The organism is Sphingomicrobium nitratireducens (genome assembly GCF_026157035.1).
In the GTDB taxonomy this organism is placed as follows: Bacteria; Pseudomonadota; Alphaproteobacteria; order Sphingomonadales; family Sphingomonadaceae; genus Sphingomicrobium; species Sphingomicrobium nitratireducens.
Window position 1 is genome coordinate 1,654,684 of record NZ_JANJZA010000001.1, and the last position, 19,681, is coordinate 1,674,364.

Genomic DNA, 19,681 nt, shown 5'->3' on the forward strand with positions numbered 1-19,681 from the left:
CAGGAAGAGGCGCGAAACTGCGGGAAATACGCTCCTTGCCCTCGTGGGTGAATTAATCGCATGGTGACTCCCGTCATGCGGATTTTGCTCACCAACGACGACGGAATCCACGCCCCGGGCATGGCCGTTCTCGAACGACTCGCCGCCCCGCTTGCGAGCGACCTGTGGGTCGTCGCCCCCTCGGAAGAGCAATCTGGCGCCGGGCACAGCCTCACCCTCTCCCGCCCTCTTCGCATCCGCAAGTTGGGCGAGCAGCGCTTCGCGGTGACGGGCACCCCGACCGATTCGGTCATGCTCGCGCTCGGCCACCTGATGAAGGGGCAATGGCCCGACCTCATCCTGTCGGGCGTCAATCGCGGCGCGAACCTGGGCGAGGACATCACCTATTCGGGGACCGTGTCGGCAGCAATGGAGGGCGCGCTGGCGGGTGTACCCTCGATCGCGCTCAGCCAGGCCAGCGCGCGCCCCGGCGACGGCGACGGCGTGCGGTTTGCCGTGGCCGAAGCGCATGGCGGGGCCATTCTCGAGAAGCTGCTGGCCGTGCTTCCCGAGGGCCGCACGCTTCACAACGTCAACTTTCCCGCCTGTTCGCCCGAGGACGTGCGGGGCATCAAGGTCTGCGAGCAGGGGTTTCGCGACTACCAGCGCCTCGACGTGGTCGAGCGCCAGGACCCGCGAGGTTACCGCTACTACTGGTTCGGCCTCGGCGAAGCGCAGGAGACGCCGGGCCACCGCACCGACCTCGAAGTTGTTGCCGACCACTACATCGCGGTCACCCCGCTCCATCTCGATCTCACCCATCACGCCTCGCTCGGTCCGCTCGAGGACGCACTCGGATCGTGACGCCGCCGTCATTGGCGTGCCACAATCCTCCTGTTATTCCCGCAATCGAACCGGAAACGGAGTGAGGCTCGCGTGAAGATCGTCGTCATCGGCACCGGCTATGTGGGCCTCGTCTCGGGCACCTGTTTCGCCGACTTCGGGCACGACGTAACCTGCGTCGACAAGGACCAGGACAAGATCGACATGCTGCTGGCCGGCAGGATGCCGATTTGGGAGCCGGGTCTCGAACAGTTGGTCGCTGCGAACGTCGCAAAGGGCCGGCTGCATTTCACGACCGACCTTGCCGGCGCGTTGCCCGGTAGCGACGCGGTCTTCATCGCGGTCGGCACGCCGTCGCGCCGCGGTGACGGGCATGCCGACCTGACCTACGTCTACGACGCGGTGCGAGAACTGGCGGGCAAGCTCGTCGCCCCGGTTATCGTCGTGACCAAGTCCACCGTCCCTGTCGGGACGGGAGACGAGATCGCGCGCATCCTCGCCGAGGAAGGCGCGCCGCCGGGCACCAGCGTCGCGTCCAACCCCGAATTCCTGCGCGAAGGCGCCGCGATCGCCGACTTCAAGCATCCCGACCGCATCCTGATCGGTGCCGAGGACGAGCGTGCGCGCGACCTGATGCGCGAGATCTACCGCCCGCTCTTTCTCAATCGCGCACCCATGCTGTTCACCACGCGCCGCACGGCCGAACTGACCAAATATGCCGCCAACGCGTTCCTGGCGACCAAGATCAGCTTCATCAACGAGATCGCGAACCTGTGCGAGGCGGTGGGCGCCGACGTGCAGGACGTCGCGCGCGGGATCGGGTTCGACAACCGCATCGGCGCCAAGTTCCTCCATGCCGGTCCCGGATATGGCGGCAGCTGTTTTCCCAAGGACACGCTCGCCTTGCTCAAGACCGCCGAGGATGCGGGCGTGGCGCAGCAGATCGTCGCGACCGTCGTGCGCGTCAACGAGGAGCGCAAGGCAAGCCTCGCGACACGCGTCTCCAAGGCGATCGGCGGCCTGTCGGACAAGCGCATCGCGGTGCTCGGCCTGACCTTCAAGCCCAACACGGACGACATGCGCGACGCCCCGTCCATCCCGCTCGTCGCCGGCCTGGTCGAAGGCGGCGCGAGCGTGGCGGCGTTCGACCCCGTCGGCAACGAACAGGCGCGCCCGCTCCTGCCCGATACGGTCGACTATGGCGACAGCGCGCTCGCCATCGCCAAAGGCGCCGACGCGCTCGTCATCGTCACCGAATGGGATGAGTTTCGGGCGCTCGACCTCAAGGCGATCCGCGCGGTCATGAAGGGCAAGCTTCTGATCGACCTGCGAAACATCTACGAGCGCGACGAGGCCGAACGCGCGGGCTTCGACTATCGCCCGGTCGGGCGCTAGTCCTCGGGCGGATCGAGCCTGAATTCGGGGATCGCGACGTCCATCATCGATCCGTCGGCGACGATCAGCCGGTAACTTCCCGACATCCTGCCGGAATCGCTTTCGAGCGGGCAGCCCGACACGTAGTCGTACGATCCGCCCGGCGCGATCACGGGCGTTTCGCCCACCACCCCCTCGCCGCTCACTTCGAGCACGACGCCGCGCGAATCCTCGATCCGCCATTCGCGCGAGAGGAGCTGCACCGCGACCTCGCCGTCATTCTCGATGCGCACGTGGTAGGACCAGAACCAGCGCCCCTCCTCGGGCGCGCTCTGCTCCTCGAGATAGCTGGCCGACACGCGCACGGTGATGTCGCCGGTGGTGGCGACATTGGGGAAGAATTTTCCCATCGAGCCGAGGGCGCTTTTTTCGGTCATGTCCCGACGCTAGGGGGCCGCGTGCGCGGCCACAAGCGATGATCGACGCAAAAAACTATTCGACGATCAGGATGACGAGTTCGTAGGGCGTCCCGTCCTCGGTCTTCGCCTTGCGATGTTCGACCCTCGCGACGGGGGCGTCCGCCAGTCGATCGGCTTCAACACGGACGCCCCGCTCCACACGGACACTGGCACGCCCGCTCGCCCGGTCGGGCGAGAGTGCTGCCGGCGAGGTCTCGGCGCCCGCAAGGGCGAGGAGGAGGTGCAGGACCATGACCACCAGTATCGGCAATCACGGTAAGCGCGCTCGCAACTATTGCACCCATCCGGTTGCGAACGCGTCGAAAACCGCGCGATATCGGGTCGAACACGCCATTTGCCCTGTGCAGGCGGCCCGCTCAGATCGGATGCGATTGTTCGCCGCCTAACGCTCGCCCGCCGCGCGTTCGAGCAATCCGACCAGCCGCGCGCGCGCATCGAGCGCCTTGGCCGCACGGTCGATCAGGAGGTCGCGCTCGAGGAAATGCCCCGATAGGCGAAGCCCGTCGAGTACGTCGTGAAGTCCCGCGCTTCCGCCTTGCGCGAGGAAGGAAGGAAGCGGCAGCAGCTGCCCGCGATACGGCTTCGCCGCCCCCGCGCTCACCGCGCGCCCGCTCTTCGGGCTGACCGCGACGAGGTCGTCCGCCTCTCCCGTCACCGCGCACGCCTCGAGGTCGAGCCCGAAGCCCAGTTCGCGCAGCATCAGCAGTTCGAACCGAACCAGCGCCGCGCCCCAACCCGACACGCTCGGCGCCGCCTCGACCGCCTCGAGCAGGGCGACCAGCGCGCCGTGGACCGCCGGATAGGCCTGCCCCTCGGGCAGCGCCGCCGCAACGAGGCTGGTCGCCCAGGCAATCGCGGCAGCGGGAAGCGGTTCGGAAAGAAGCGGCCCGCGGCTGTGCACCAGCTCGACCGAGGCGTGCGGCAACTGCGTTTCGGTTCGCGCCGCCAGCGCCGCCCCGACCAGGTTGCCCGGCACCAGCACCGGCCCCAGCCGCCGCCCGCGCGCCCCGCGAACGTAGGCGGCGAGCAGCCCGTCTTCCTCGGTCATCAGCCGCACCACCGCGCCATGCTCGCCATGCGCGCGGGTCGAGACGACGAGGGCGAGATAGTCGGCGCGCATCAGCGGGCGTGGAAATAGTCGTGGATCTGGCGCGCGGTCGCCTTGGAGATGCCGGGCGCGCGTTCGAGGTCCTCGAGCGCCGCGCCCTTGACCGCCTTGGCCGTCCCGAAATGCATCAAGAGCGCGCGCTTCCTTGCCGGCCCGATCCCCGGCACGTCGTCGAGCGAGGAGCCGGTGAAGCTCTTGGCGCGCTTGGCGCGGTGCGTGCCGATGGCGAAGCGATGCGCCTCGTCGCGCAGCCGCTGGAGATAGAAAAGCAGCGGCGAATTGGTCGGCAGGGTCAGCTCGCGCCCGTCGGCGAAGTGGAACACCTCGCGCCCCTCGCGCCCGTGATGCGGCCCCTTGGCGACGCCGACCACGGCAAGGTCCTCGATTCCCGCTTCGGCCATGATCTCCATCACCGCCGACAACTGTCCCTTGCCCCCGTCGATCAGCACGAGATCGGGCCAGTCGCCTTTCTCGCGGTCGGGGTCTTCCTTTGCCAGCCGCGCGAAGCGCCGCGAGAGCACTTCCTTCATCATTCCGAAATCGTCGTCGGTCGCTGCCGACTTGATGTTGAACTTCCTGTAATTGTTCTTCCGGAAGCCTTCGGGCCCCGCGACGATCATCGCGCCGGTGGCAGAGGTGCCCATGATGTGGCTGTTGTCGTAGACCTCGATCCGCTCGGGCGGGCCGTCCAGCTCGAACTTCTCCGCCAGCTCGCGCAGCAATTTGGCTTGCGTCGTGCTCTCGGCCATCTGCCGGTCGAGCGCTTCCTCGGCATTGCGCTGCGCCTGTTCGACCAGCTTGCGCCGTGCCCCGCGCTGGCCTCTCGATAGCTCCACCTTGCGCTCGGCGCGCTCGGACAGCGCCTCGGCGATCAAGGCGGCCTCGGGCAGGTCGCGGTCGACGAGGATACGCCCGGGCGGCGGCACTTCCTCGTAGAACTGCATCAGGAAGTCGCTCAGCACTTCCTCGGCGCCCATGTCCTTGGCGGCCTTGGGGAAGAAAGCGCGGTGCCCCCAATTCTGCCCGCCTCGAATGAAAAAGGCCTGGACGCAGGTCTGGCCCGCCTTCTGCGCCATCGCGAACACGTCGCCGTCGCCCAGCCCCTCGGCGTGGATCGTCTGCGAACCCTGCACATAGGTCAGCGCGCGCAGCCGATCGCGATAGACCGCCGCCAGCTCGTAATCCTGTTTCTCGGCAGCCGCCGCCATTTGCTCGCCGAGCTTCTTCTGCACGCCCGTCGACTTGCCCGCGAGGAACAGCTTCGCGTCGGCGACCAGCTCGGCATAGTCCTCCTTCGAAATGCGATCGACGCACGGCGCCGAGCAGCGACGGATCTGGTAGAGCAGGCAGGGCCGGTCGCGATTGGCGAAATAGCTGTCCGAGCAGCTTCTCAGGAGGAACAGTTTCTGCAGCGCGTTGAGTGTGCGCGTGACCGAACCTGCCGACGCGAACGGCCCGTAATATTGGCCGATCGGCCGCCTGCGCCCGCGATGCTTCCTGACCTGCGGGAAGTCGTGATCGTCGCGCAGCAGGATGAAGGGGAAGCTTTTGTCGTCGCGCAGCAGCACGTTGTAGGGCGGGCGGAATCGCTTGATCAGTTGCGCCTCGAGGAGCAACGCCTCGGCCTCGGTGCGTGTCGTGACGATGGTCATGCTGCGCGTCTGCGAGACCATCCGCTGCAGCCGGTTCGAGAGGTTGGCGACCTGCGTGTAATTGACGACGCGGCTTTTGAGCGCCTTCGCCTTGCCGACGTAGAGCACGTCCCCGCGCGCATCGAGCATGCGGTAGACGCCGGGGCGCGCGGGCAGCGTCTTCACCACGTTGCGGATCGCCTTCACGCCCGCCTCGAGATCGGGCTGGTCCGCGCCCTTCACGCTCTTGGTCGCGCGCTCCTCGTTGAAGCGCTCGGCACGATTGGGGGTATCGGGACGGTCGGCCTTGCTCACAGCCCCCTAACTAGGAAGGATTGCGCGCGGTTGCGAGGGGTCACTCGCCGGCTGCCGCCAGCACCTCGCGGATCGCCGCCAGCACGACGTCGGGCCGGTCGCGGTGGATATAATGGGTCGCATCCTCGACCAGCCGGTATTCGCCTTGGCTCGACAGCGCCGCGATCTCCTCGAGGCGCTGGCGCACGAGCGGCGTGACGGCTGCGAACTGTTCCTCGATGCCATCGGGCGTATCGGGCGGCAGCGGGTCTTCCCTACCCGCGGCAAGCACGACCAGCGGCAGATCGCCCAAGCTCTTCGGCATCTCGGCGGGGACCGATCCGTCGAACAGGGAGTCGATCAGCGCGATCTTGGTCTCCCACGCCGCCGGATCGCGCAGCCGCACAAGCCGCGCTTCCTCGACCGCCGGGGGGAACGATCCCGCGCCCATCGCGCACGGGCTTGCGCTGCCCGTCTCGAGCACCAGCTTGCCGTCGCGCAATCCGGCGAGGCAGCTGCGCGCCATCCCCGCCATGCCCTCTCGATAGACGCTCTCCATGAACGCGGCCGCTTCGGGCGCGTTGTCGGCGACGAGGTCCATCAAGCCCGGAGGGCTGGGATCGACCAGCACCAGGCCGGAAACTCGCTGCGGATAGCGTTCGGCAAAGCGTAGCGCCTCGCCGCCGCCGAGCGAATGGCCGACCAGCACGACCGGACCTTCGATTCCCGCCGCATCGAGCGTGGCGGCGAGCGTTTCGACGAGATGCATCGTGCCTTGCGGCTCGGCATCGGGCCCGCTCAACCCGAAGCCGGGCCGATCGAACGTGCAGGCGCGCGCGCTCTTCGCAACCGTCGGGACGAGCGCGTGCCAGGTGGCACCCCAGTCCCCGAACCCGCCGAGAAAGACCGCCGTCGTCTCGCCCTCGCCCATACAGGCGAAATGGATCTCGCGCCCGTCGGCCAGCGCAACGGTCGATTGCGGTGCGAGTTGCGCCTCGAAGAACGCCGCGTCCCGGGATGGAACGTCGCCCGTCGCTGCGGCAGCGAGCGCTGCCAGGCCGATCAGCATGCCCTTCTCCTACTGCCGCGCCGCCGCGAGGCCCGCGACCGACTGCCGCCGCCCCGGCGCGAAGGCGAGCGCCTTATCGTACGCGTCGGCCGCTTCCTGCCGCAGCCCCAGCGCGAGCAGTTCGTCGCCCAGCAATTCGTAGCTCGGCTTGCCGATCAGCGGCGGCCCGTAGAAGGCGGGGAGCGCGGCTTCCGCCTCCCCGGCCTTGCCGAGCGCGGCCAGTCCTTCGGCTTCGCGCCCTGCCGCCAGCAACGCGACCGCCTCGGCCTGCGCCACCATCCGTTCGCCCCACGCCGTGTCTTCCGACCCGTCATAGCCGTCCTCGATCAGCGCTGCGTGGAGCGCCTTCAATTCGGCGACCTGTGCGGCGGCGGCGGCGGCATCGTCGCGCGCCGCCAGCGCAAGCCCGTAGGCGACCATCATGCGCGCGGCCGCATCCTTGCCCTCGCCCCATGCCAGCGGCGTCGCATAATCGCCCGTCTCGACGCCCTTCCACAACGCCATGCGCGCCCAGCTATACGAGCGGGGGTTCGCCCCCTCCTCCATCGCTGCGACCACCTCGTCGCGACACCCGTCGATCAGCGCGCTGGCATCCTTGCCCTGCTGTAGCAGCGCGTAGGCCAGCCACTCGTTGTAATGGCCGCAATGCCCGTCGCGCTCGCGCTGGCGATCGACCACCGCGTCGGCGTTGACGTTGGCTTTCTCGGACGCCTCCCACATGCCGAGCGCGTTGAAGATATGGCTGACCATGTGCTGCGCGTGGCCTGCGTCGGGTGCGACCACCGAATAACGCTGCGCCGCGCGCAGCCCCAGCGGTGCGTGCACCGGATCGTCATAGCTGTGGATCAGGTAATGCAGCAGGCCGGGGTGCATCTCGTGCGCCATGAACCCGTCTTCGAGGATCGCGGCGGATTGCATGTAGGTCGGCACGTCGCGCCCGTCATGCGTCGTCCCGAGGATGGAGAGCGCATAGAAAGCGCGCGCATCGACATCGTCCGGATCGGCCTCGAACAGCGCCTTCATTTTCCCGCGATAGGCGAAATCGCGTTTCCGCTTCTCGCCCTCGCCGTAGAGCGTCTCGACCGCGCCCAGCCACGCGCGCTCCTTGTCGTCGCGCGCCTTGGCTGCACGCGCCTGCGGGGTCTTCCCGAGCTTCGCCATCGCCGCGAGCGCCGCTTCGCGATCCTGCTGCCACCAGATCGAATGGTTGTGGGTCATGGCCTCGCCCCAATAGGGCATCACCCAGTCGGGATCGGCCTCTTGCGCGGCCACGAACTCCTCGGCGGCGCGCTCATATTCGAAGTTGTGGAGCAACGCGAGGCCGCGCAGGAAATGCCCGCCCGCCTGCTCGTTGCCCTGGTGCGCGAACACCATCTGCTCGGTTCCCACCCCGTCGGGCTCGGCGGCTTGGGACGGTGCGGCCAGCACCAGGCCGGCGGCAAGAAGGCTCGACAGGACACGCATGGCAATCCCCCTTTCGTGGCGGAAAACCCAGCTTGTCAGCATTTGGCGAGCGGCGGTCAAGCCGCCTGCTTGGCGCCTTCCTCTTCCTCGAGCATCCACGCGACCGCGGCGCGGGCGTGGAGTTCGGTCGTATCGTAGACCGGCAGCACGTTGGCGCGGCTGTCGACCGCGAGCACCAGTTCGGTGCAGCCGAGCACCACCGCATCGGCCTTCTGGCGCACCAGTTCGGTCAGCAGCGTCTTGAAGGCGCGCTGGCTGTCGCGCTTGACGATACCCTTGGCGAGCTCGTCGAAGATGATGCGGTCGATGGTCGCGATCCAGTCGGGCGCGATCGGCATCACGTCCATGCCTGCCTCTTCGTACTGCTCGCGCGCGAAGCTCTCGGTCATCGTGAAGCGCGTGCCGAGCAAGGCAATCCGCTTGCGGCCGTCGCGCTTCATCGCCTCGATCGTCGGCTCCGCGATCGGGAGCAGCGGCAGGCCCGTCGCCGCCTCGACCGCGGGCGCGTAACGGTTGGTGGTGTTGGACGCGATCAGGATCGCCTCGGCGCCCGCCCCCTTGAGCGACTGCGCCGCCCCGACGATCAGCTGCTCGGCCTCGTCGGTCTTGCCCGCCATCTGGAGCGCGGCATAGGGCGCAAGATCGAGGCTTTCGATGACCAGCCGGGCACTATGCAGCCCGCCCAGCGCACGCGCGACCAGGCGGTTGATATGCTCATAGTAAAGGTGGGTCGAGTTCCAGCTCGTGCCCCCGATGATCCCCAGCTTCTTCATCTCGTCTCCCGACGCCCCTACCGGAGCACCGGCTGGGGGCTTTAACCCAGTAAGCGATTGCGACTCATGGACTTTAATCCAGGGCCTTGACGATCTCCTCGACCATTTTCTTGGCGTCCGCAAGGAGCATCATCGTGTTGTCGCGGAAGAAGAGCTCATTTTCCACGCCGGCGTAACCCGCCCCGCCCATCGAGCGCTTGATGAACAGGGTGGTGCGTGCCTTTTCCACGTCAAGCACCGGCATGCCGTAGATGGGCGAGGACTTGTCCGTCTTGGCCGCCGGATTGGTGACATCGTTCGCGCCGATCACGAAGGCGACATCGGCCTGCGCGAATTCGGAATTGATGTCCTCCAGCTCGAACACCTCGTCATAGGGCACGTTGGCTTCGGCAAGCAGCACGTTCATGTGACCCGGCATGCGCCCCGCGACCGGGTGGATCGCGAACTTCACCTCGACGCCCTTGGCCTTGAGGTGGTCGGTCATTTCCTTGAGCACGTGCTGCGCCTGCGCCACCGCCATGCCGTAGCCCGGCACGATGATGACCTTGTCGGCCTGGCCCAGCAGGAAAGCCGCGTCTTCGGCGCTGCCCGCCTTGTAGGGCCGGTCGATGGCAGGGCCCTTGTCGCCGCTCGATGCGTCCTGCCCGAAACCGCCCGCGATGACCGAGATGAAGCTGCGGTTCATGGCGCGGCACATGATGTAACTGAGGATCGCGCCCGAGCTGCCCACCAGCGCGCCGGTGATGATCATCGCCGTATTGCCGAGCGTGAAGCCCATCGCGGCCGCGGCCCAGCCCGAGTAGCTGTTGAGCATCGAGACCACGACCGGCATGTCCGCGCCGCCGATCGGGATGATCAGCAGGAAGCCGACCGCGAAGGCCGCCGCGCAGATGATCCAGAACAGCGCTCCCTCGCCCGGCCCCGCAGCGGGGCTCATCGCGTAGAGGCCGGTCATCACTACGATGGCGGCAACCGTGCCGAGATTGATGACGTGACGCATCGGCAGCAGGATCGGCGCGCCCGACATGTTGCCGTTCAACTTGGCAAAGGCGATGACCGAGCCCGAAAAGGTGATCGCGCCGATCGCCGCGCCCAGCGCCATCTCGATCCGGCTGACGGCGAGGATGTCGCCGCCCGCATCGAGGATGCCGAACGCGCCCGGGTTGAGGAACGCGGCCGCGGCGACCAGCACCGCCGCCATGCCGACTAGGCTGTGGAAAGCGGCCACCAGCTGCGGCATCGCGGTCATCGCGATGCGCCTCGCGATGGTGAGGCCGATGATGGCGCCGATGCCGATCGCGGCGAGGATCTCGCCGATGCCGGCGATTTCGTGGGTCGCCAGCGTGGTCGCCACCGCGATGGCCATGCCGACCATGCCGTAGATGTTGCCCCGCCGGCTGCTTTCGGGGCTCGACAGGCCGCGCAGCGCGAGGATGAAGCAGACGCCCGCGACGAGATAGGCGAGCAGCACCCAGGACGGCACCGCCGCCGCCCCCGAGGCGAGGAGAAGCGCGAATTCCATCACTTGCGCTCCTTCTTCTTGTACATGGCCAGCATGCGCTGGGTGACCGCGAACCCGCCGAAGATGTTGATACTGGCCAGCACCACCGCCGCCAGCCCCAGCCACTTGGCGCCGGGCACCCCGGCCGCGGCCGCCGCGATCAGGCCGCCCACGATGATCACGGAGGAAATGGCGTTGGTGACTGCCATCAGCGGCGTGTGCAGCGCGGGCGTCACCGACCAGACGACATAATAGCCCACGAAACAGGCGAGCACGAAAATCGACAGGATGGAGATGAAGTCCATGAGCCTCCCCCGAGTTGTTGGACCACGTTGTGGCAAGGCTTTGGGGCGCTGTCGAGGGGCTGCACAATGGTCCGGATCGGACGGTTAACCCGATTGAAGTTTCCGATTTCCTAACCTTTTGGTGGCACTGCCGGAACGAACCGGTAGGACAATGATGCGCGACGCAGTCAACACCAAGGCCAAGATGCCAAGCGGATTCCCGCTCAAGCTGTTCTTGTGGACGGCCGTCGTCTCGTTCCTGTTCGGGCTCGGCGCGATCGGCGAACCGCTAGAGGATCTCGCCCGCACCGCACGCAACTATCTCCATACCAACAAGGCCAGTGGCGACATCGTGCTGGTCGAGATCGACCGCAAGAGCATCGAGGAAATCGGCACCTATCCGTGGCGCCGCACGGTCCATGCCGACATCGTCGACGAGGCGACCAAACTTGGCGCCGACCATCTCTATTTCGACGTCGTCTTCGCCGGCCGTACCACGCCGCAGGACGACGAGGTCTTCCGCCAGGCGATGGAGCGCGCGGGCAATGTCACCCTCGCTGCGGTCGAGGAGCGCAACACGCGCTATCTCGGCTCGTCGCTGCAACTCCCGATGGAGGAGTTCCAGGACGACGCCGACATGGGCTCGATCAACGCCTACTTCAATTTCCAGACCGCCGCATGGGACCTTGCGGTTACCGATAAGGTCGGCGGCAAGGTGATGCCCAGCTTCGCAGCCAAGATGGCGGGTGTGACGGGCGAGGTCGGCGAGACCTTCCCGGTCGACTATTCGATCGACGTCACCACCGTGCCCAAGATCAGCGCGACCGACCTCGTCCATGGCCGCGTCGACAAGAGCCTTGTCGAGGGCAAGACGCTGATCGTCGGCATCTCGGTCGTCCAGCTTGGCGACCAGGTGTTCATCCCGGGCCGCGGCCGCATGGGCGGCGTGTTCGTCCAGATTCTCGGCGCCGAGACGCTCAAGAACGGCAAGCCCGTCTCGCTGGGCTGGGTACCCGCCTTCCTCGTCGCGCTGGCCGCCTTCGCGCTGGCCTGCTGGCGCCCCGATCCGCGCACGCGCTTCACCGCCATGGCGATCGCCTTCGTCGTGCTTGCGGGCCTCCCCGTCATCCTCGAGGCGAACGGCATCTTCGTCGACATCATGGCCGGCATGGCGATCCTGCTCTACGGCTTCGCGCTGTTCGGCTATCGCTTCTTCAAATCGCGCGGCCTCGTCAACGAACTTACCGGTCTTCCGAACCTCACCGCGCTGCGCGCCGACCGCAAGGGCAAGGACCTGCCGCTGATCGCCGCGCGCGTGCACAATTTCGCCGAGATCGTCTCGACGCTGAATGCAGCGGGCGAACGCCGGCTCGTCGAACAGATCGCCGCGCGTCTCGCCTTGGGACGCCAGAGTGGCATGACCCTCTATCAGGGCGATGAGGGCATTTTCGCCTGGTTCGCTGAGCCGCGCACCGCGATCGGCAACCATCTCGAAGCTCTCCACGCCCTGTTCCGCAGCCCGGTCACGATCGACGACCAGCCCTACGACATCGCCGTCAGCTTCGGCGTCGAGGTGGGCTCGAGCCGCAACCTCGCCAGCCGTCTCGGCAGCGCGCTGGTTGCCGCCGACGAGGCCGATGCCGAAGCGATCAAGTGGAAGTATCACGACCCCGCGCGCCTCCAGGACGTGCCGTGGAAGCTTTCGCTCCTCTCGCAGCTCGACAAGGCCATCGACAATGGCGAGGTCTGGCTCGCCTTCCAGCCACAGGTCGACCTCAAGTCGCGCCGCGTCGTGGCCGCCGAGGCGCTTGCCCGCTGGACCCACCCCGAGAAGGGCCCGATCAGCCCGACCGAATTCATCGCCGCTGCCGAGCAGCAGGGACGCATTTCCGCCCTCACCGACTTCGTCGTCGACGCCGCTGCTGCGGGTGTTGCCGAACTGCGCAAGAGCGAGCCCGACTTCACCGTCGCGGTGAACCTGTCGGCGCGCATGTTGTCGGATCGCAAGCTCGCCGCGCGCATCATGAACGCACTCGAAAAGCACGGCGTCCCCACCGGCGCTATCACGCTCGAATTGACCGAGACTGCCGCGCTCGACGGCACCGGTGCCGACATCGACCTTCTCGCAGAGCTGCGCGAACTCGGCTTCTCGATCTCGATCGACGATTACGGCACGGGTCTCTCGACCCTCGATTATCTCAAGAAGGTACCGGCGAGCGAACTCAAGATCGACCAGAGCTTCGTGCGCTCGATGCGCGACAATCGCTCCGATCTCATCATGGTCCAGTCGACCATCGCGCTCGCCCACTCGCTCGGTCGCAAGGTCGTCGCCGAAGGCGTCGAGGACACGCAAATCCTCGAGCAGTTGACCATGATGAAGTGCGACATCGCCCAAGGTTTCGCGGTCGGTCGCCCGATGGGCCTGCAAGAACTCAAGCGTCGACTGTTGCGCGACAAGCAGCGGCGGGTCGCATGATATAGTTAACAGCTTGCTAACCATTCCCATTAAGGTTAATAACGTCCCCAGAAGCGCTTCGTGCGCCCAATGCACAGGGGACGAAAATGAAGAAGGTCAAAAAGCCCACCAAGGGTTTCTGGGAGATCATCTTCGGCGGCGGCTGGGGTTCCACCGGCGGCGCTGGCTAAGACAGCCCGGAATAAAAGAGATTAACCCGGTTTCGGCCGGGTTTTTCTTTGTCTGTCAAAGGCTTGGGACGGGATCTTTACCTTGCCGAAACGGTCGAAGCTGCCCCCTAATTGGACCGTGACGGGGCGTTAACGAGCGCCCAACTCGCGAGGCTCGCGAACCAATTTCCAACGCTGTACTTGTGAAAAGCGACTCGAAGCGAGTCGGCCAGGCGACTCGGGCGCCCTATTCGCCAGCCGGTTGGAGTCGTTCGTTTACGATTTTGCCGCCATGCGTCAGACGAACGCCCCTCACGATCTCGTCGTCATCGGGAAATAGGGGGCGTTTTTCTTCCGCGTCCCAGAACGCGGCGAGGAAATTGTAGAGGTTGCGCGCGAACAGCGCCGAGGCATCGCCTGCCAGGCTGCGCGACAATTGCACCGCCCCGATGACGTGGACGCCATGGCGCACCACCGTCTCGCCTGCGACCGTGCCTTCGACATTGCCCCCGGCTTCGGCAGCCAGGTCGACGATCACGCTGCCGCCGCGCATCGTGGCTAGCTGCGCATCGCTGATCAGCCGCGGCGCAGGACGCCCGGGAATGAGCGCGGTGGTAATCACGATGTCCTGCTTGGCGATATGGCTCGAGACGAGTTCGGCCTGCGCCTTTTTATACTCGTCGCTCATCTCGCCGGCATAGCCGCCCGAGCCCTCGCCCTCGATCCCCTCCACGCTCTCGACGAAGATCGGCTTGGCACCGAGCGACATGATCTGTTCCCTGGTCGCCGAGCGCACGTCGGTCGCGCTGACCTGCGCACCGAGCCGCTTGGCGGTCGCGATCGCCTGCAGCCCCGCGACCCCGACGCCCATCACGAACACCTTGGCGGGGCTCACCGTACCCGCCGCGGTCATCATCATCGGGAAGGCACGCCCGTAGGCGCTCGCCGCGTCGACCACCGCCTTGTATCCCGCAAGGTTCGACTGCGAGGACAGGATGTCCATCGACTGGGCGCGGGTGATGCGCGGCATCCACTCCATCGCGATCGCGTCGAGCCCGGCGCGCGCATAGCCCTCGATCGCCGCCTCGCGCCGCACCGGGTCGAGCGCGCCGACCAGCAGCGCGCCGGTCTTGGCACCCGCCAGCTCGCTGGGCTCTGGCCCTTCGACGACGAGGATCGCGTCCGCCCCCGACAGCACGTCGGCGCGCGCCCCGAGGCTGGCCCCGGCGTCGGCATAGTCCTGATCGGAAATCGAGGCGCGGGTTCCCGCGCCTTTCTCGACCGCGACCTCTGCACCCAGCCCGATGAATTTCTTCACCGTCTCGGGGATGGCCGCGACCCGGGGTTCGTCGGGTCCGGCACTGAGGACCGCGATCTTCAAGATCAGTTGGCGATCACGTAGATGACGATGGCGGTGATGATCGCGGTCGCGACGATCCCGAACTTCAGGAGCTTGAGGAAGCCCGAATAATTCTTCTCGTGCGCCGGATAGTCCATTTCGGTGGCGGTCGGGTGCGCCTTGCTGTCAGCCATTCGTCCCTCTTTTGTCAGGCTCGCGCGCCTTGGCGGCGTGCGGATCGGCCTTTCCTGTAACAAGTCAGACGCCGCCCCAAAAGGGGTTTTGAGGTTCGCGCGATATCGGCGCGGTCTTAACCGGCTTTTCACCACCTTGCCCTATTGTGGGACACATGACCGAGGCGAAGCCCTTTGCCGACAAGGCCGTGAAGTCGCTGCTGCTCGTCGAGAGCGACGCCGACGAACGTCGAACCGTCTCCTCCGTCGCCCAGCGCGCCGGCTGGACCGTCGTGGGTGCGCCCGACCTCGAAACGGCCCTGGGCCTCCTCCAGGGCCCGCATGGGCGCGAGGTGCGCTGCGCAATCCTGTCGAGCTGGGACGAGGCCAAGAGCCCCGCCCTCATCGAGGCCCTGCGCGAGGCGCGCGAGGCACTTCCCGTCATCGCGCTCGCCGACGAGGGTTCGATCCCGCTCGCGGTCGAGGTGATGCGCGCCGGCGCCTCCGATTTTCTCGGCAAGCCGGTCGCGCCCGAACGCCTGCTCGACGCGCTCCACACCCATGCCGACCGCCGCCGCGCCACTGGCGAACTCGCGCCGGTCTCCGAAAAGATCGCGCGTGTCGTCAGCCTCGAGCAGCTGGTCGGCGCCGCCCCCGAATTCCGCGCCGCGCTGGCGGTCGCCGCCAAGGCCGCGCGCAACCGCCTCCCCCTCCTCGTCACCGGCGAGAGCGGGACGGGCAAGGAAACCTTCGCGCGCGCCATCCACAATGCCAGCCTGCGCGCCAAGGGCCCGCTGGTCGTGGTCAACTGCCATGCGATCAGCGCCAAGGCGATCGACAGCGAACTGTTCGGCCACGTGCCCGGCGCCTTTCCGGGCGCCTTTTCGGAACGCGTCGGCCGCCTCGTCGAAGCCAATGAGGGCACCCTCGTCCTCAAGGAAATCGGCGCCCTTCCTGCCGACACGCAGGCCGCGCTCGACCGCGCGCTGGCGACCGGCGAGGTGCGCCCGGTCGGCTGCAACGGTTCGAGTAGCGTCGACGTGCGCCTCATCGCCACGCACAGCCGCCAGCTGGACGAGCATTTCCACGAAGGTCTCGCCCAGCGCCTCAACGGTACCAAGGTGCACCTGCCGCCGCTGCGCGAGCGCTCGAGCGACATTCCCGCGCTCGCCCGCCATTTCCTCGCGCGCATCGCCGACGAACCGGGCATGCGCACGCTCTCGATCGGCAACGACGCGCTCGCGGTACTGATGCGCTACGGCTGGCCCGGCAACCTGCGCCAGCTCGCCGGCGCGCTGTTCCGCGCCGTCGTCCATGCGGAAGGCAACAGCCTCACCGCCGACGACTTCCCGCACATCGCGATCCAGTCGCGCTTCACCGGCCGCCGCAGCGATCATGCGCCCGAGCTTTCCAAGGCGTCGAGCGACCAGGCGCTCGCGGGCGCAGGCCCTGTCACCATCTTCGACGCCGAAGGCCATGTCCGCACCCTCGCCGACATCGAGGCCGATCTAATCCGCCTCGCCATCGGCCATTATCGCGGGCGTATGACCGAAGTCGCACGCCGCCTCGGCATCGGCCGCTCGACCCTCTACCGCAAGCTGGGCGACCTCGGCATCGACACGTCGTCGGCGGCGTAGCGCTCGACACGGGCCGCGCCCTCGGGCAGGCTCCGTTCCCATGGAAAAGATCCTCATCACCGGGGCTGCCTCGGGCATCGGGCGCGCCTGCGCCGACCATTTCGCCGCGCGCGGTGCGCGCCTCGTTCTGGTCGACCGCGACGGCGAGGGATTCAGCGATCTGGAGCGCGAACACGACACGCACGTCGCCGACGTGTCCGATCCCGCTTTCTGGGACGCGATCCCGCTCGACGGGCTGACCGGCGCGATCGTCAATGCCGGCATCGGCACCGCCGCCCCGATCGAGGATCTCGATTTTGCCGAATGGCGCCAGGTCATGTCGGTCAACCTCGACGGCGCCTTCCTTACCTTGCAGCGCGCCATCCGCGCGATGAAGGACGGCGGCGCGATCACCGTCACCGCCTCTGCCACGGGCCTCAAGCCCGTCCCCAACACCGCCGCCTATGGCTGCTCGAAGGCCGCGCTCATCCACCTGGCGCGCATTGCTGCAAGCGAGGTCGCGGGCCGCCGCATCCGCGTCAACGCGATCGCGCCCGGCGGCGTCGACACCGCGATCTGGGACGACGGCGCGCTCGACCCGCTGATCGAGCAGCATGGCAGCCGCGAAGCCGCGATCACCGCGATGGGTCTGGCCGTCCCGCTGGGCCGCTTCGCCCAGCCCGAGGAAATCGCCGCGCAGATCGCCTTCCTGATGAGCCGCGATGCGGGCACCATCACCGGCAGCGTGTTGACCAGCGATGGCGGCTTTACGCTCTAGAGCGACTTTGGCGTCAGCGCCTGGTCCCGCAGCCCGCGCCAGACCTTGAGCGCCTGCACCGTCTCGGGGACGTCGTGGACGCGCACGATCTGCGCTCCCTGCCCTGCCGCGGCCAGCGCCAGCGCCAGACTTCCGGGCAACCGCGCATCGGCGGGCGCCTCGTTCGACAGCGCGCCGATCATGCGCTTGCGGCTCGCCCCGAACAGGATCGGGCAGCCAAGCCCGTGGAGCATCGCAAGCCCGTTCACCAGTTCGAGGTTGTGCGCCACCGTCTTGCCGAACCCGATGCCCGGGTCGACGATGATGTTGCTGCGCGCGATGCCGGCTTCCTCGGCCTTGGCGATGCGATCTTCGAGCCACAGGAAGACGTCGACCAGCACGTCGTCATAGGTCGGGTTGTCCTGCATCGTCTGCGGGTCGCCCTGCGCGTGCATCAGCACCACCGGCACGCCCGCTCGTGCCACGACGTCGGCCGAGCGATCGTCCCAGCCCAGCGCCGACACGTCGTTGACGAGGTGCGCGCCCGCGGCCAGCGCCGCTTCCATCACCGCCGCCTTGCGCGTGTCGATGCTGACCGCATTGCCCCCGCGCACCAGCCGCTCGACGACCGGCTTCACGCGTTCGATCTCGTCGCCTTCCCACACGGTCTGCGCGCCCGGCCGGGTCGACTCCCCGCCGATGTCGAGGATCGCCGCCCCCGCGCTCGCCATGTCCGCGCCCGCATTGCACGCCGCATCGACATCCTCGTGCGCGCCGCCATCGGAAAAACTGTCGGGCGTCACGTTGAGGATGCCCATGACCTGCGGCTGGTCGAGCCTCACGGTGCGCGTGCCAAGGCTGAGCGGCGCTCGCGTCCCGGTAAGCCTCGCCCAATCCGCCGCCATCTGGTCGTCGAGCCGCTCCTCGACCCCCTCGACCGGAACCAGTTCGCTGCCCGCGCGGCGATTGGTGTCGTCGAGCGCGATCAGCTCGACACAAGAGAACCACAAGAGGCCGCCCGCCAGCCGGGCGACCTTGCCGTCATGGCCAAAGGGGGAATCGACGAAGCCCGTGGGGCGTAGGAGGGTGCGCATGGCGCCTTATAGCGCGCAAAGGTGACGCTGGCGCATCGTGTCGAGCGGCTTCAATTCGCCCTCTTCCTCGATCTGCCAGAAGGTCCAGCCGTTGCAGCTGGGCGCGCCCTGCAATTCCTTGCCGACCTTGTGGATCGACCCCTGATGCCCGTCGCAGCTGACCGACCCGTCGAGCCCGACCCTGGCCGTCCAGCGCCGCTTGCTGTCGGTCAGCGTGCTGCCCGCCGGGACCAGCCCGCTTTCGACCAGCAGCCCGAACGCGACACGCGGGGCCGAGCGTTTCTCGGCCATCGTCGTCATCGCGCTCTCGTCGAGCGGCATCTCGCTGTCGATACGCGCCCTGGCAGCCGCGATATAATCGTCCTCGCGCTCGATCCCGATCCAGCGCCGCTGCAGCCTCTTCGCCACCGCGCCCGTCGTCCCGGTCCCGAAGAAGGGATCGAGCACCACGTCGCCGGGCTTCGTGCAGGCCAGCATGATGCGGTAGAGCAGGCCCTCGGGCTTCTGGGTCGGGTGAACCTTCTCGCCCTCGTCATTCTTCAGCCGCTCGCCGCCCGAACAGATCGGGATGGTCCAGTCCGAGCGCATCTGGAGATCGTCATTGAGCGCCTTCATCGCGCGATAGTTGAACGTATATTTCGACTTTTCCGACTTCGAGCACCAGATCAGCGTCTCGTGCGCGTTGGTGAAGCGGGTGCCACGGAAATTGGGCATCGGGTTGGACTTGCGCCACACGATGTCGTTGAGGATCCAATAGCCCGCGTCCTGCAGCAGCGCGCCGACGCGGAAGATGTTGTGGTAGCTGCCGATCACCCAGATCGTGCCGTCATCCTTGAGGATGCGCCGCGCCTCGGCCAGCCAGTCGCGGGTGAAATCGTCATATTGGGCGAAACTCTCGAACCGGTCCCACTCGTCGTCGCACGCGTCGACCTTACCGCCTTCAGGGCGGATCAGGTCGCCGCCCAGCTGGAGGTTGTAGGGCGGATCGGCGAAGATCATGTCGACCGACTTGTCGGGCATCTTCGCCATCGCGGCGACGCAATCGCCCTCGATGATCGTGTCGAGCGGCAGCACCTTCTTCGGGCTGCGACGGGCACGCTCCTCGGCACGCGCGAGGTGCGGCGCGCAATAGGCTTCGATCGGCGTGAGTGCGGTCATGGGATGCCCCTTTGGAACTGGAGCCTCCCTCCCTGAATCGTCCGCGATTCCGCGTCAAGATTCCGCGTGGAGTCAATCGCTTGGATGGTGAATCGACGATTTGTGCTCAAATCATGGAGA

18 protein-coding genes are annotated in these 19,681 nt (G+C 67.1%); 5 read left to right on the forward strand and 13 right to left on the reverse strand.

What is annotated here, in order from left to right:
* The first annotated feature begins 75 nt into the window (after positions 1–75).
* Both surE and NNY25_RS08530 read left to right on the forward strand, forming a co-directional pair.
* Positions 76–843, forward strand: coding sequence for a 5'/3'-nucleotidase SurE (surE, locus tag NNY25_RS08525; protein WP_265570933.1), 768 nt, complete (start codon positions 76–78; stop codon positions 841–843).
* Positions 844–915: 72 nt separating this feature from the next.
* Positions 916–2,217, forward strand: coding sequence for a UDP-glucose dehydrogenase family protein (locus NNY25_RS08530; RefSeq protein WP_265570934.1), 1,302 nt, complete (start codon positions 916–918; stop codon positions 2,215–2,217).
* Here the strand turns inward: NNY25_RS08530 and apaG are convergent.
* The 9 genes from apaG to NNY25_RS08575 all read right to left on the reverse strand — a co-directional run bounded on the left by apaG (position 2,214) and on the right by NNY25_RS08575 (position 10,820).
* Complete coding sequence (apaG, locus tag NNY25_RS08535; RefSeq protein WP_265570935.1) at positions 2,214–2,633, reverse strand: Co2+/Mg2+ efflux protein ApaG; 420 nt, start codon at positions 2,631–2,633, stop codon at positions 2,214–2,216. The two genes, NNY25_RS08530 and apaG, sit on opposite strands and share 4 nt — an antisense overlap.
* 55 nt (positions 2,634–2,688) lie before the next feature.
* A complete protein-coding gene (locus NNY25_RS08540; protein WP_265570936.1) occupies positions 2,689–2,913 on the reverse strand; it encodes a hypothetical protein in 225 nt (74 codons plus the stop codon).
* Between the two features lie 144 nt (positions 2,914–3,057).
* Positions 3,058–3,795 carry a DNA repair protein RecO gene (gene recO, locus NNY25_RS08545; protein ID WP_265570937.1) on the reverse strand — a complete coding sequence of 246 codons (738 nt, stop codon included), beginning with the start codon at positions 3,793–3,795 and terminating at the stop codon, positions 3,058–3,060.
* The gene (gene uvrC, locus NNY25_RS08550; RefSeq protein WP_265570938.1) at positions 3,795–5,729 is read right to left on the reverse strand and encodes an excinuclease ABC subunit UvrC; all 1,935 of its coding nucleotides are present in this window, start codon (positions 5,727–5,729) and stop codon (positions 3,795–3,797) included. Before uvrC ends, recO begins: the two co-directional genes overlap by 1 nt.
* A 40-nt stretch (positions 5,730–5,769) precedes the next feature.
* Positions 5,770–6,777: an alpha/beta fold hydrolase gene (locus tag NNY25_RS08555; protein ID WP_265570939.1), complete on the reverse strand. Its 1,008-nt coding sequence runs from the start codon at positions 6,775–6,777 to the stop codon at positions 5,770–5,772.
* A 9-nt stretch (positions 6,778–6,786) separates the two neighbouring features.
* Positions 6,787–8,241 (reverse strand): tetratricopeptide repeat protein, encoded by a 1,455-nt coding sequence (locus tag NNY25_RS08560; protein ID WP_265570940.1) that lies wholly within the window; start codon positions 8,239–8,241, stop codon positions 6,787–6,789.
* Between the two features lie 56 nt (positions 8,242–8,297).
* Positions 8,298–9,014 carry an aspartate/glutamate racemase family protein gene (locus NNY25_RS08565; RefSeq protein ID WP_265570941.1) on the reverse strand — a complete coding sequence of 239 codons (717 nt, stop codon included), beginning with the start codon at positions 9,012–9,014 and terminating at the stop codon, positions 8,298–8,300.
* Positions 9,015–9,087: 73 nt separating this feature from the next.
* Positions 9,088–10,536, reverse strand: a complete 1,449-nt coding sequence (locus tag NNY25_RS08570; RefSeq protein WP_265570942.1) for an NAD(P)(+) transhydrogenase (Re/Si-specific) subunit beta — start codon at positions 10,534–10,536, stop codon at positions 9,088–9,090.
* Positions 10,536–10,820 (reverse strand): NAD(P) transhydrogenase subunit alpha part 2, encoded by a 285-nt coding sequence (locus NNY25_RS08575; RefSeq protein ID WP_265570943.1) that lies wholly within the window; start codon positions 10,818–10,820, stop codon positions 10,536–10,538. The genes NNY25_RS08570 and NNY25_RS08575 overlap by 1 nt, the downstream gene beginning before the upstream one ends.
* A 151-nt stretch (positions 10,821–10,971) precedes the next feature.
* Here NNY25_RS08575 and NNY25_RS08580 point away from each other — a divergent pair, with 151 nt between their 5' ends.
* Entirely contained in the window at positions 10,972–13,275 is a 2,304-nt protein-coding gene (locus NNY25_RS08580; RefSeq protein ID WP_265570944.1) for an EAL domain-containing protein, read from the forward strand.
* A gap of 396 nt (positions 13,276–13,671) precedes the next feature.
* Here NNY25_RS08580 and NNY25_RS08585 read toward each other — a convergent pair whose 3' ends face one another.
* Complete coding sequence (locus NNY25_RS08585) at positions 13,672–14,805, reverse strand: NAD(P) transhydrogenase subunit alpha (protein WP_265570945.1); 1,134 nt, start codon at positions 14,803–14,805, stop codon at positions 13,672–13,674.
* Positions 14,806–14,807: 2 nt separating this feature from the next.
* Positions 14,808–14,957 (reverse strand): aa3-type cytochrome c oxidase subunit IV, encoded by a 150-nt coding sequence (locus NNY25_RS08590; protein ID WP_265570946.1) that lies wholly within the window; start codon positions 14,955–14,957, stop codon positions 14,808–14,810.
* Positions 14,958–15,112: 155 nt separating this feature from the next.
* Here NNY25_RS08590 and NNY25_RS08595 point away from each other — a divergent pair, with 155 nt between their 5' ends.
* Together NNY25_RS08595 and NNY25_RS08600 are read left to right on the forward strand one after the other, a co-directional pair.
* Positions 15,113–16,573, forward strand: a complete 1,461-nt coding sequence (locus NNY25_RS08595; protein ID WP_265570947.1) for a sigma-54-dependent transcriptional regulator — start codon at positions 15,113–15,115, stop codon at positions 16,571–16,573.
* A 40-nt stretch (positions 16,574–16,613) separates the two neighbouring features.
* The gene (locus tag NNY25_RS08600) at positions 16,614–17,330 is read left to right on the forward strand and encodes an SDR family NAD(P)-dependent oxidoreductase (protein WP_265570948.1); all 717 of its coding nucleotides are present in this window, start codon (positions 16,614–16,616) and stop codon (positions 17,328–17,330) included.
* On the opposite strand, the gene folP is transcribed toward NNY25_RS08600, so the two are convergent.
* Entirely contained in the window at positions 17,327–18,403 is a 1,077-nt protein-coding gene (gene folP, locus NNY25_RS08605; protein WP_265570949.1) for a dihydropteroate synthase, read from the reverse strand. The two genes, NNY25_RS08600 and folP, sit on opposite strands and share 4 nt — an antisense overlap.
* A 6-nt stretch (positions 18,404–18,409) precedes the next feature.
* Positions 18,410–19,561: a site-specific DNA-methyltransferase gene (locus NNY25_RS08610; RefSeq protein ID WP_276591666.1), complete on the reverse strand. Its 1,152-nt coding sequence runs from the start codon at positions 19,559–19,561 to the stop codon at positions 18,410–18,412.
* Positions 19,562–19,681 lie beyond the last annotated feature (120 nt).